Source organism: Janthinobacterium agaricidamnosum, assembly GCF_003667705.1.
In the GTDB taxonomy this organism is placed as follows: domain Bacteria; phylum Pseudomonadota; class Gammaproteobacteria; order Burkholderiales; family Burkholderiaceae_D; genus Janthinobacterium.
The window spans coordinates 556,143-568,905 of the sequence record NZ_CP033019.1; the positions used below are offsets into that span (position 1 = coordinate 556,143).

Sequence of the window (12,763 nt, forward strand, 5' to 3'; positions counted from 1 at the left end):
TGGTGGCGATACTGCGCAAGCGCGGCACGGCTGCTGCCAGGCATGATGAAGACCGCGCATCGCGGAGGCGGAAACGTGGTATGCATTTAACGAATCCAGGCGTTGGCGGTGCGCACACGTGCACCGAGGGTTTTGAGAAGCTGGATCAGACCTAAATAGGCCCGGTCTACGTAGGGCAGTTCCTCCGGCAAGGACTGCAGGTGCTGAAGTGCCTGGCGCTGATGCTCGGCTGATGGACGTGGGTATGGCGGGTGTTGCGCAAAGTCATACACCGCCACGGTAAACGGCAACTTCTGCCAGGCATGCCGCTCGGCCATTGCCGGCAGCAGTTGCTGGCAAAAGTCCTGCTCATTCAGATTCGGCCCAATCAGGCCCAAGTCCCGATAGGCCTGATGCATGGCACTGTGGTCCGCCGGGGTGCGCAACTGTGCCGACCAAAGCGCGCTGAGCGCTTGGCAAAAGTCAGCGGCCAGCGTGCGGGTGCAGCCAAAGTCCAGCAGGCCCAGTCGGCCGTCCGGCATGAACAGATAGTTGCCCGGATGCGGGTCGGCTTGCAAGCGGTGCAGCACAAAGGTGCAATGAAAGAAGGCGTCAAACAGCAACTGACCAGCCTGATCACGTGCGGCTTGATCGGGTTCGGTCAGCAACCATTCGTTGAGATGCAGTCCCGGCAGGCGTTGCATGGTCAGCACGCGGCGTGTGGTGCGGTCCATTACCGGCTGGGGGATCACCAGGCCCGGCAGCGTGAGATGCTGTGCAAACCATTGCATGGTCTGTGCCTCGTGCAAATAGTCCAGTTCCTCGGCCAGTTTCTGTTCGATGTCATCCATCATGCGCGCGATGATATCGGCTTTGGGCATCATCTCCGAGCGTTCCCCCCAGGCTTGCAGCAGGCTGCGCAGCATACGCATGTCGCTGCCAATGGAGTCCGCCATTCCGGGGTATTGTAGTTTGACGGCCACTGCCAGACCGTCGCTCATGATGGCAGCGTGGACCTGACCCAGACTGGCGGCAGCAAAGGCGATCGGATCGAATTGCTGGAACAGGGCTTGCGGATCCTGGCCAAACTCCTGGCGCATCACTTTGATCACCAACGCGCGGTTCAGCGGCGTAACCTGGTAGTGGGCGCGGGCCAGTTCCTGGCGCATGCCCTCGGGTAGAAAGCCTAGTTCCATGCTGAGCAGCTGCGAGGCTTTGAGTGCCGTGCCCTTGAGCTGGTTCAACGCGGCAAACAGGATGCGCCCGAGTTCCGCCTCATGTGCCACGCGGGCCTGTTCCGTTTTCGCATCGTCGCGCGTCATCGACTTGGCCTTATGGCCCAGGTGGGTCAGCCCGGCCCGCGCCACTGCCATGCCGACAATCGCGCCACGCGAAAGACGTCCGGTGCGCGGCAACTGCGAAACCTTGTTCGTCCTGGTCGTGGGCTTCATGAGCGTACCCCGCCCAAGCCGCGGCGGGCCAATTGCAGCAGATCCAGCAAGCCATTGCCGTCTTGCATCAGGCGCGCCAGCTGGCTGCGCACCATGAAACCGCCCAGCTCCAGCAGCTTGTCCACCAGGCCGCTGCGCAAGGCTAACACCAGCACGCTCAAACTTAAATCGACCATTTGTGTGGTGTTGGAAAACTGCTCGGAGGTGTCGCGCAGCCAGTACGCAATGACGCCGTACACATAGTCGGCCAACAGTCCGGCCAGGCTGGGCTTGAAGCCGCAAGGCACGATTTCACCGGTCGTCTCGGCCTGCTCCAGCATCTGGAGGAAGGTTTGCTGGAGCAAAGGCTTGCCGGGTAGTTGCTCGCCCAACAGCAGCGTGGGCGCGCGCTCCACCATGCCACGCGCCAGACCCACAAATTCGCGGTCGGCCAGCAAACCTTCCAGCAGACTCTCGATCACCAGTTGCAGGCGCTCCTGCAGCGAAAATTCGTTCTGTCCCTGCGTCTTGTCGGCCTGCGCCACTGCGTCTGCAATTGCTTGCTGAAAGTAGGCGGTTACCAGTTTCTCCTTGGTAGGGAAGTATTTGTAGATGGTGGCATCACCGACGTCGGCGGCACGTGCGATCTGCTTCATCGTGGTGCCCTCAAACCCATGCTGGGTCATCAGGTCCACTGCGGTCTGAATGATCAGCCGATGGTTTTTGGCTTGTTGGGCTTTGGAAGTACGCATGATCGAAATTTGAAAAAGAGTGGAATGTCGGGGCGGGGCGAAACAATCAAGTCTGGCCCTACCATGTAAGCAGTGCGACGGCGAGCAGGCATATCGTTGCCCCCGCAGCTACAAAATATCCATTCATAGAATGGCTGGCGAGAAAGTTGCGGCCACGTGCCTCTTGAACTTGACGACGCCACAGACGACGCGTGCAAGCCCCGACCAGTACGTGAACCAGACCACTGTATTTGCCATATCCATTCTCGAGATTACCTCATGCCCTACATTGCGATATGAATATACGATACTTACTATCTATTCATTTAATATATTTCACATCTATTGCATAGTCAATGACTATTATTTGATAAAGAGGTCGATGTATTCCAAGCATGGCTTCATGCCGGGTGTCGGTGGCAATCCACGGAACTTGGCAGCGCCGCGCCTCGGCACGGCTTCTGACTCATGGATTTGTGCGATTCAGGACGTGGAGCCCGAGGCTGCGATTTGATGATGCCAGGGCGGTGCCAGTAGGCGAGCGGCAACGCGCCATGTGGGCCTAAGTAGTACCGGGCGACGGCATGGCCCTGCTCAGTAGCTCGTAAGAACCATATTCTTGCGGCTACGTAGTCGATTCGGACACCGTCCCTGGAGATGCATGAGGACTGGCGACATTGATTTGGGCATCGGCACGTCTAAGCCCGGCTTCGAATGCCCATCGTGATACGGCATGTTGCACCGAGTCCTGACTCATCGAACGCTTCCATCATGTCTCATCACTAAGAACCTACAGGCGCGCAGTCAAATCACGGCCCCCAGCTTGAAAATCGGCAAATACAGGGCAATCACGAGGGAGCCGACGAGCACACCCAGCACCACCATCAGCGCCGGTTCCAGCAGGGCCGACAGGGTGGCGACGGTGGCGTCGATGTCCGCCTCGATGATCTCGGCCGCCCGCGACAGCATGGCGTCGAGCGCGCCCGATTCCTCGCCGATCAGGGCCAGTTGCGTCAGCAGCGGGGGAAACACGCCGCTGTGCTCCATGGCCAGGGCCAGGCTGCCGCCGGCGCGGATTTCACGCTCGATGCGCGCTGTCGCTTCCTGGTATAGCGCGTGGCCGGAGGCGGCGCCCACGAGGCCCAGCGAGTCGAGCAGCGGCACGCCGGCGGCGAACATGGCGGCCAGGGTGCGCGTCCAGCGGGCGATTGCCGCCTTGCGCAGGAGCGGGCCGAACACGGGCAGGCGCAGTGCCCGCAGTTGCGTGTTGCGTCTTAAGGCGGGCCAGCAGCGCCAGGCCAGGTGCAGCAGCACGCAAGCGAGCACGAGCGCTGCCAGCAAGACCAGCCAGTAGCGGACCAGAAAGGCGGACACGCCCATGACGGCCAGGGTGGGCAACGGCAAGGGCGCGCCGAAGCTGTCGAAGACCTGGCGGAAGGCGGGCACGACCACGCTCATGATGATGGCCGTGACAACGATGGCGACGAGTACGATGACCAGCGGATACATCAGCGCGCCGCGCACCTGCCGCCGCAAGGCGATGGCTTTTTCCTGATGCGTGGCCAGGCGCGCCAGCAAGTCCTGCACGATGCCGGCCTGTTCGCCCGCCGCCAGCAGGTTGCAATACAGCTCGTCAAACAGCAGGGGAAACTGGCGGAACGCTTGCTGCAGGCTGCTGCCCGCTTCGATGTCGTGGCGCAGGTCGCGCATCAGCTCGGTGATCGCGGGTTTGGCGTGCCCCTTGCCGGCGATGTCGAAGGCGTGCAGCAGCGGCACGCCGGCCGCCATCATGGTCGACAGCTGGCGCGTGAACAGGGCAATATCCTTGCGCGTGATGGCCTTGCCCGGCGCGCTGCGCGCAGCCTGCACCCGGGTGGCCAGGATGCCCTGGCGTCTTAGCGCGACCGTGGCTGCGCCGGCGTCGGCGGCGCGCAAGACGCCTTCGGCCGCCTTGCCATGGCGGTCCGTGCCCTTCCATGCAAAGCGCCGCTCGGCCGCCATGTGCACCTCCTGCCGTCACGGTAGCAGCGCCGGACAAAAGCACCAGCGGCGCTGGCGGCAGGCTTGATGTGGCTCAGCCTTTTGTGGTTTGCACTTCCGTCTGCACAACGGCCTGGGCCTTCACGTCGGCCGCATCGTCCTCGTCGCTGTCCGTGCCCTTGCTGATGCTTTCGCCATCGTCGCGGCGCAGGGTCCAGAAGGTCAGCGAGGACAGCACCGTCAGCGCGGCCAGGGTCAGGAAGGCGTGGTGCAGGGCCGTACTGAGCATGGCGCGGTCCGACTGCGGCATGTCGCCCAGGTACCAGCCCGTGATCAGCGAGCCGAAGGCGAGGCCAAAGCTCATCGACAGTTGCTGCATCGAGCTGGCGATGGTGCTGGCCATGCTGGAATCGGCCTTGTCGACGTCGGCATACGCGATGGTGTTCATGCTGGAAAACTGCAGCGAATTGAAAAAGCCCATGCACAGACTGATGGCGACAATCACGTACAGGGGCGTGCCCGCGCCCACCTGCGAAAACATGGCGATGGTGATGCCGATCAGCACGGTGTTGACGATCAGCACCTGGCGGTAGCCGAAGCGGGCCAGCACGCGCGCGGAAATGAATTTCATGCCCATGGCGGCGGCCGCGGACGGCATCATCAGCAAGCCCGATTGCCAGGCGGGCAAGCCCAGGCCCAGCTGGTACAGCAGCGGCAACAGGAAGGGCAGGCCGCCCACGCCCAGGCGCGTGACGAAGCCGCCCACCACCGAGACGCGGAAGGTGCGGATCTTGAACAGGGTCAGGCGCAGCAGCGGGTGCAGCACTTCGCTCGAATGCCAGGCATACGCGGCCAGCAGGCTGATGGAGATGAACAGCAGCACGGCAAACGAAGTGCCGTCGATGCGATGTTCGCCGAAGATTTCCAACAGCCACGACAGCAGCGCGATACCCGTGCCGAACAGCACCAGGCCGATCAGATCCAGCGGACGGGGCTTATCGCCGTAATAGTCGGGCATGTAGCGGTGCGCCAGGTACAGCGCCGCCAGGCCGACAGGCACGTTGACGAAGAAAATCTCGCGCCACGACAGCCAGTGCACGATCAATCCTCCCACCGTGGGGCCCAGCAGGGGGCCGATCAGGGCAGGGATGATGACGAAATTCATGGCCGCCAGCAATTGCGACTTGGGAAAGGTGCGGATGATGGTGAGCCTGCCTACCGGCATCATCATGGCCGCGCCCACCCCTTGCAGCAGGCGCGCGGCCACCAGCATGGGCGCATTGACGGACAGGCCGCACAGGATGGAAGCGATGGTAAAGATGGCAACGGCGGCGGAAAACACGCGCCGCGTGCCGAAGCGGTCGGCCATCCAGCCGCTGATGGGAATGCACACGGCCAGGCTCAGGATGTAGCTGGTGACGACGGCCTTCAGGCTCAGCGGCGTCACATGCAGGCTGGCGGCCATGGCGGGAATGGCGGTGTTGACGATGGTGGAGTCGAGTTGCTCCATGAACAGGGCGGTGGCGACCACCCAGGGAAGGTAGCTTTTAATCGGGGAACTGGTCATGGATGCGAGCCTGAGGAGGTAAGACGGAGCCGACAGTACGATGAATTGTCACATAAATGGCGCCCGCGTGCCGCCCGCGCCATTCATTCTTGCAGTGCGCCGGGGGCATCGTCCATGGAACATTTGTTCCATGGCAATAGATTACTGGCAAGGCTAGCATGTGTTTTCCGGCAGTTCCCGCCCCTCCTTCCCGAAAGTCCTATCACATGAAAAATGCACTTACCTTCCTTGCCCTGAGCGCCGCCCTGTCCGCCTGCGGCGGCGGCAGCGATGGCGGTACGCCGGAAGCGCCAGTCACGCCGCCCGTCGTGGTCACGCCCGTCGCCGATCCCGTGACGGTCGCCTCGCAAGCGGTCGCGGCCCAGGCTGGCCTGGCCGTGATCGCCGGCGCCAATGCGGACGAGACGGTGTATGACGTGGCGGCCGATATCGGCGACACGTGGCGCATCACGTTCGACAGCGCGAAGAAAACCTACGCGATCCGCGTGCTGTCGACGCAGTTCGGCTTGAGCGACCGCAGCGGCACGTTCAGCGCCGTCACCGTCGGCAATCTCACCACTTACACGGCAACGGATTTCAGCGTCACCGTCGACGCGCGCACGCGTCTTCTTTCGGGCAATATCAAACTGGGTAATATGGTCTCGACCGTCAGCGGCACCGGCTATGCGGTGGGCGACGTGGCCAGACTGGCCGGCAGCTATATTTTCCTGGGGGCCATGCGCAATGCCTCGAACGGCGGCGACCGTTTCAATCCGAAAGGCAGCCTCAAGGTAGCGGCCGATGGCAGCGCGCAACTGTGTAATGGCGGCGTATTCAATGCGCAAGGCGTGTGCTCCGCGGTATCGCCGCAGCTGGAAGCGGAAAACGCCAGCCTGACCCTGGTCAAGGATGCGAAGAATGGTTTGCTCGTCGCCCGCCAGGGCCAGCAGGATTTCGGCATCGTCCACGTGCATGCGGGGGACCGGGGGCTGGCGCTGTTTATCGACCGCTACAGCCGCAACCAGGAAAACGTGCTGCGCGTGGGCACCATCGTGGCCGCCAAACAACAGAAGATCGGCAGCGAAATCGCCGGCAGTTACGCCTGCGCGGCGCCGGGCATCAGCGCCAAGATCGAGATTGCGGGCAACACCGCCACCTTGACGAATAACACGAGCGGCAAGACGCACGCGGAAACCATCACCGCCAACAAGCTGGGCCTGGGCGCGCAGGCCGTCGATTTCGATGGCATCGCCGTGTTCAAGGACCCGGCCGACGTGCCGGCAGATTACTCGATGTTCATGCCGGTGTCGTCGAGCATGGCGGTCGAGTTTTCGACCGACCGCTCGTATATGGGCACGTGCCTGAAAAATTAAGAGGTGCCGCCACGTGCCTGTGTGAGTAGGTCGGGTTAGCCGGTACGGCGTAACCCGACATCACCATCAGCGTGGCATTCGTTCCAGCGCATCCATCAACGGCATCGCCGCATCGGCAATCCGTTCCAGGCTCGCTTCGCGCAGGGCGGCGGTGTCCACCGTGTGGCCGGAGTCCAGCCCCGCCCAGCGCAGCAGCGCCGCACACGCGGCGGGCGTGTCGAACATGCCGTGCAAGTAGCTGCCGAGGATTTGCCCGTCGCCCGATACGGCGCCTTCCGGCCGCCCGTCGATGACGAAAGCCGGCTGCGCCAGCGCCGCGCCATGCGACATGCCCATGTGGATTTCATAGCCTGACACGGGCGCTTCGGCCGCGCCGCCAAACGCGCAATGGCCGGCGACTTGCTGCAGGCGTTTTTCCGCTGTCAGCTCCGTCACCAGGTCGAGCAAACCCAGTGCCGCTGACTCTCCAGCCGCGCCTTCCACGCCCCGCGGATCGCGCACGCTTTGCCCCAGCATCTGGAAGCCGCCGCAGATGCCCAGCACCTTGCCGCCATAGCGCAGGTGCTTGGCCAGGTAGGCGGGCCAGCCTTGCTGCTGCAGCCAGGCCAGGTCGCCACGCGTGTTCTTGCTGCCGGGCAGGATCACCAGGTCGGCCGGCGGAATCGGCTGCCCCTGCTGGATAAATTGCAGGTCGATGCCGGGGTGGGCGCGCAGCGCGTCGACATCCGTGTGGTTGCTGATGCGCGGCAGTTGCGGCACCACCACCTTGAAGGCGCCCCGTTCGGCTTGCGTCGTTTCGACGGCGTCTTCCGCATCGAGGAACAGGCCTTGCAGGTAGGGCAGCACGGCCAGCACGGGCTTGCCCGTCTGCTGTTCCAGCCACTCGATGCCGGGCGCAAGCAGCGAGATGTCGCCGCGGAAGCGGTTGATGACGAAGCCGACGATGCGTGCCCGTTCGCTGTCGGACAAACACGCCAGGGTGCCGATGATGTGGGCGAAGACGCCGCCCCGGTCGATGTCGGCCACCAGGATCACGGGGCAGTCGACGGCTTCGGCAAAGCCCATGTTGGCGATGTCGCGCGCGCGCAGATTGACTTCGGCGGGGCTGCCCGCGCCTTCGACGATGACGGCGTCGTATTGCTGGCGCAAGCGCGTAAAGGATTCCAGCACGGCGCCCATCGCGATGGTCTTATATTGCTGGTAGTCGCGCGCATCCATCTCGGCGCGTACCTTGCCGTGGATGATCACTTGCGCGCCCGTGTTCGACGACGGTTTCAAGAGCACCGGATTCATGTCCGTGTGCGGCGCGATGCCGCAGGCCAGCGCCTGCAAGGCCTGGGCGCGGCCGATCTCGCCGCCGTCGCTCGTCACCGCGCTGTTCAAGGCCATGTTTTGCGGCTTGAACGGCGCTACCGTCACGCCACGCCGTTTCAATAAGCGGCACAGGGCCGCGACGACGGTGCTCTTGCCCGCGTCGGATGTCGTGCCCTGCACCATCAGGACGGGGAAGGGGCTCTTCATGTCTGCTGCTCCTGCAGATGTTGCCAGCGCGCGATGATGTCGCTGATCTGGCGCAGCCCTTCGGTAATCGCCGCCGGGCCGGGCGACAGGATGTCGGGCGACTTGATCTCGAACAGCATCTGGTTTTTCACGGCGGGAATCGCATCCCAGCCCGGGCGCGCCGCCAGTTGCGTGGGCTGGAACTTCTTGCCGCACCAGCTGGCGAGGATGATGTCGGGCGCGCGTGCGACCACGTCACGGGAATCGGCGATGATGCGTTCCTTTGCGCCGGGCTGCCGGGACAATTCCGGGAAGGCGTCCGTGCCGCCGGCGATCTCGATCAGTTCTGCCGCCCAGCCGATGCCGCTCATCAGGGGATCGTTCCACTCCTCAAAGTAAATCACGGGCTTGCGCGTCCACGACATTGCGCGGGCCTGTGCGGCGGCGATGTCCGCGCGCAGGCTGGCGATCAGCAATTTGCCCGCTTCCTCGCGCTGCACCAGCGCGGCCAGCACGGCGATCATGCGCAGGATGCCGTCGACCGTGCGCTGGTTGAACTGGTGTACTTCGATGCCGGCCTTGACCAGGTCGCGGCAGATATCGGCCTGCATGTCGCAAAAGCCGATCACGAGATCCGGTTCCACTGCCAGGATGCGTTCCAGGTTCGTGGACGAAAAGCCGCTGATCCTGGTTTTTTCCTCGCGCGCCCGTGGCGGACGCACGGTAAAGCCAGAGATCCCCGCGATGACGTCCTCGGCGCCCAGCGCGTACAGCGTTTCCACGGCTTCCGTCGACAGACAGGCGATGCGCTGGTAGTGACTCATGGCGCCGTCTTGGCTGCGGGAGCGCTGCGGCGCTGGCGGGCCGCTTCCAGCTGTTCGCACATGGCGGCCGTGCCTTCGATCATGCGCGGACCGGCGCGGTTGAGCAGGTCGCCATTCAGGCGGAACAGGTTATTTTTGCGCACGGCCGTCATCGACGGGAAGGCGCGCCACATGGCCAGGCCGCCTTCGCTGCGCGGGTCGCTTTTTTCGCTGGTGCCGAAGATGACTTCCGGGTCTTCCTGCAGCACGCCTTCCGGCGTGACGACGGGCGCCACCACCTTCATCGCGGCGAACACATTCTGGCCGCCGCACACGCGCATCGAATCGCTGATGATGCTCGCGCCGCTCAAGGTATATAGAGGTTTGTCCCATACCTGGTAAAACACGCGCACGGGCGGGCGCTGCGCGTATTGCGCCGTCAAGCTGGCCAGTTTGGCGCGCAGCTGGGCGGCGGCCGGCTTGGCGATTTTTTCCGTGCCCATCAGCTGACCCAGGCGTTCCATGCTGTCGGGGATATCGGCCAGCTTGCGCGGTTCGCTGTGATAGATGGGCACCTTCAACTGGCGCAGCATGGCGATCTGGCGCTCGGCGCTGCCATGCATCCACACGACGATCAGGTCCGGTTTCATGGCGATGATGCGTTCCATGTCGTACTGGCGGTTGTCACCCACTTGCGTGATTTTCTTGGCCGCCTCCGGGTAGTCGCTGTAGCTGACGACACCGGCGATCTTGTCGCCGCCGCCGGCAGCGAACAGCAGTTCCGTGACGTGCGGCGCCAGCGCCAGGATGCGCTGTGCCGGTTTTGCCACGGTGACGGTATTGCCGTCGTCGTCGCGCACGGTGATGGCGGCATGCGCCTGCAGCGAGATTAATCCGGCCAGCAGCAGTGCTGTTTTCAAGTGGTTCATATGTGCTTCCATGCGGTGAGGGCCTGCTGCAGGCGCAGCCAGGCATGTTCGTCGGGGGGCAGGCCCAGGCGGATGCCATGGGCGGCGTGGCGGAACAGGCGCACCCAGATGCCCGATTCCGCCATATGGCGCCAGAGCGCCTCGGCGCGTGCTTCCGGCCACCATTGAAACAGCGCCGTGCCGTTGCTGGCGATGCCGTGCGCCGCCAATAACTGGCGCAGGCGGGCGCCTTCGCCGCGCAGGCGCTCGCGCATGGCTTCCTGCCAGCGCGTGTCGTTCAGGGCGGCCAGCGCCACTTGCTGCGCCGGGCCGCTGACGGTCCACGGACCCAGCATGTCGGCCAGCTGTGCCAGCAGCGCGGGATGGGCGGCGACAAAGCCCAGGCGCAGGCCCGCCAGGCCAAAGAATTTGCCTACCGAGCGCAGCACGATCAAGCCTGGCCGATGCGTATGGGGACCCAGGCTGGCGTGTGACTCCGTGTCGCCAAACGCTTCATCGACCACCAGCCAGCCGCCGCGCGCGGCCAACTTGCCGGCCCACTCCAGCAGCAGTTCCGGTGCGATGCGTTCGCCCGTGGGATTGTTCGGGTTGCAGATCACCAGCACGTCGCAGTGGTCGACGGCATCGGCCAGCAGCGCATACGGCACTTGCCGCAACTGGTGGCCGTGCTGGCCCCAGTGGTGCGCATGTTCCGCATACGACGGCGCGGCCACGACCACGCGTGACGGCGCGCGCAGGCGGGGCAGGGCCTGGATGGCGGCCTGCGTGCCTGCCACGGGCAGCATGGCCGGCGCGTCGTAATACGCGCAGGCGGCGGCCGCCAGCGCGGGATCGGCTTCCGGCAGCCGGTGCCAGGCGTTGGCGTCGGGTGATGGCGCCGCATACCAGTGCGGATTGATGCCGGTCGACAGGTCGATCCAGTCGGCGATCGGCCGGTCGTATTCACGCGCCGCGTCGCGCAGATTGCCGCCATGTTCAAGCAAGATACTTCCCTTTCAGGTAAAACAGGCCCGCCAGCAGCGCCACCCAGATCAGCCACAAGACAGCCGTTTCGGCGACCAGGCGCCAGGCGCGGTCGATGTCGCGCGCTTCCGCGGGACGGCCGGCGCCCAAAGGCGGGCGGCGTTCCAGTTCGCCGTCATAGATGGCGTCGCCGCCCAGGGCCAGGCCCAGGGCGCCGGCGCCGCTGGCCATCACGGGCCCCGCATTCGGGCTGCCCCAATTGGGCGCCTGCGTGCGCCAGCAGTGCCATGCGTTTTTTTTGTCCGCCATGCTCTTGCCCAGCAAGACATAGGACAAGGCCGTCAGACGCGCCGGCAGGTAATTGAGGATGTCGTCGATGCGCGCGCCGCAGCAGCCGAACCAGTCGTAGCGCGCATTGCGGTAGCCCCACATGGCGTCGAGGGTATTGGCCAACCTGAAAAGCACGGCGCCCGGACCGCCCGCCACGGCAAACCAGAACAGGGTGCCGAAGACGGCGTCGTTGCCGTTTTCCAGCAGGGATTCCGTGCTGGCCTTGGCCAGGCTGGCCGCATCGGCATTGGCCGTGTCGCGGCTGACGATGCGCGCCGTCAGCAAGCGCGCGTTGTCCAGGTCATCGATGGCCAGGGCATCGGCAATCGGTTGATTGTGGTCGCGCAGGCTGCGCAAGCCGAGGCACAGATACAGCAAAAGGACGTGCAAGGCCGCCCCGGCCAGGCCGCACAGCCACCAGGCGGCATAGCTGATTGGCAGCACGGCCAGCGACCAGGCCAGCGCGCCGCGCAGGAAACGCCCACGGCCCCGGTTCAACAGGCGTTCGAGCGCGCTGGCGAGGCGGCCAAAACCCACCAGCGGATGCCAGCGGCGCGTTTCTCCCAGCAGCATGTCGAGCAGCACGCCGGCCGCCATCAAGGCGGCCAGCATGGGCAGCGACAGGCCGCTCAGCATGGGCTGCCTTTCAGGTATAGCGGCAAGCCGGCGGCAACAAAGACAGCCTTGTCGCACACGGCGGCCACGGCCTGGTTCAAGCGGCCCGCTTCATCGGTGAAGCAGCGCGAGATGGCGCCGTAGGGGACGATGCCCATGCCCACTTCGTTCGAGACGAGCACGAGGTCGCAGCCGGTGTCTTCGATTTCGGCCAGCGCGTACAGCAGGTGCGCGCGCTCGCTGTGGAACAGTTCGGGCAGGGCGAGGTCGCCCACGTCCGGATACGTCGCGCCGCCGGAAAACATCAGATTCGTCAGCCACAGTGTCAGGCAGTCGACCAGCAGCAGCCTGCCGGGCCGTGCTTCCCGCAGGATGGCGTCGCCCAGGCGCAGCGGTTCTTCGATAGTCACCCACCCGGCCGGGCGCTGGGTACGATGATGCGTGATGCGCGTGGCCATCTCGTCATCGCCCGCCTGCGCGGTGGCGATGTAGAGCACTTCCTTGCCGGACTCGCGGGCCAGCTTTTCGGCATAGGCGCTCTTGCCGGAGCGGGCGCCGCCGAAGACCAGGGTGCGCGTCATGGC

At 64.5% G+C, this 12,763-nt stretch carries 11 protein-coding genes; 1 reads left to right on the plus strand and 10 read right to left on the minus strand.

Annotated elements, in window-relative coordinates; translation table 11 throughout:
- Positions 1-86: 86 nt before the first annotated feature.
- The 4 genes from D9M09_RS02645 to D9M09_RS02665 form a co-directional block, all read right to left on the minus strand.
- The gene (locus D9M09_RS02645; protein WP_070219368.1) at positions 87-1,430 is read right to left on the minus strand and encodes an ABC1 kinase family protein; all 1,344 of its coding nucleotides are present in this window, start codon (positions 1,428-1,430) and stop codon (positions 87-89) included.
- Positions 1,427-2,161, minus strand: a complete 735-nt coding sequence (locus D9M09_RS02650) for a TetR/AcrR family transcriptional regulator (protein ID WP_070219369.1) — start codon at positions 2,159-2,161, stop codon at positions 1,427-1,429. The genes D9M09_RS02645 and D9M09_RS02650 overlap by 4 nt, the downstream gene beginning before the upstream one ends.
- 783 nt (positions 2,162-2,944) lie before the next feature.
- Positions 2,945-4,141, minus strand: a complete 1,197-nt coding sequence (locus D9M09_RS02660; protein ID WP_121668512.1) for a type II secretion system F family protein — start codon at positions 4,139-4,141, stop codon at positions 2,945-2,947.
- Between the two features lie 73 nt (positions 4,142-4,214).
- Positions 4,215-5,687, minus strand: coding sequence for a DHA2 family efflux MFS transporter permease subunit (locus D9M09_RS02665; protein WP_240453532.1), 1,473 nt, complete (start codon positions 5,685-5,687; stop codon positions 4,215-4,217).
- 206 nt (positions 5,688-5,893) lie between these two features.
- Here D9M09_RS02665 and D9M09_RS02670 point away from each other — a divergent pair, with 206 nt between their 5' ends.
- The gene (locus D9M09_RS02670) at positions 5,894-7,039 is read left to right on the plus strand and encodes a hypothetical protein (RefSeq protein WP_121668513.1); all 1,146 of its coding nucleotides are present in this window, start codon (positions 5,894-5,896) and stop codon (positions 7,037-7,039) included.
- A 66-nt stretch (positions 7,040-7,105) separates the two neighbouring features.
- Here D9M09_RS02670 and D9M09_RS02675 read toward each other — a convergent pair whose 3' ends face one another.
- The 6 genes from D9M09_RS02675 to cobU are packed head-to-tail and all read right to left on the minus strand — an operon-like array spanning position 7,106 to position 12,760.
- Complete coding sequence (locus tag D9M09_RS02675; RefSeq protein WP_070219373.1) at positions 7,106-8,560, minus strand: cobyric acid synthase; 1,455 nt, start codon at positions 8,558-8,560, stop codon at positions 7,106-7,108.
- Complete coding sequence (locus D9M09_RS02680) at positions 8,557-9,363, minus strand: ABC transporter substrate-binding protein (protein WP_121668514.1); 807 nt, start codon at positions 9,361-9,363, stop codon at positions 8,557-8,559. Before D9M09_RS02680 ends, D9M09_RS02675 begins: the two co-directional genes overlap by 4 nt.
- The gene (locus tag D9M09_RS02685) at positions 9,360-10,271 is read right to left on the minus strand and encodes a cobalamin-binding protein (protein WP_099411878.1); all 912 of its coding nucleotides are present in this window, start codon (positions 10,269-10,271) and stop codon (positions 9,360-9,362) included. Before D9M09_RS02685 ends, D9M09_RS02680 begins: the two co-directional genes overlap by 4 nt.
- Complete coding sequence (gene cobD, locus D9M09_RS02690; protein ID WP_121668515.1) at positions 10,268-11,254, minus strand: threonine-phosphate decarboxylase CobD; 987 nt, start codon at positions 11,252-11,254, stop codon at positions 10,268-10,270. The genes D9M09_RS02685 and cobD overlap by 4 nt, the downstream gene beginning before the upstream one ends.
- Positions 11,247-12,200, minus strand: a complete 954-nt coding sequence (gene cbiB, locus D9M09_RS02695) for an adenosylcobinamide-phosphate synthase CbiB (RefSeq protein WP_121668516.1) — start codon at positions 12,198-12,200, stop codon at positions 11,247-11,249. The genes cobD and cbiB overlap by 8 nt, the downstream gene beginning before the upstream one ends.
- Positions 12,194-12,760: a bifunctional adenosylcobinamide kinase/adenosylcobinamide-phosphate guanylyltransferase gene (gene cobU, locus D9M09_RS02700; protein WP_121668517.1), complete on the minus strand. Its 567-nt coding sequence runs from the start codon at positions 12,758-12,760 to the stop codon at positions 12,194-12,196. The genes cbiB and cobU overlap by 7 nt, the downstream gene beginning before the upstream one ends.
- Between the last annotated feature and the right edge of the window lie 3 nt (positions 12,761-12,763).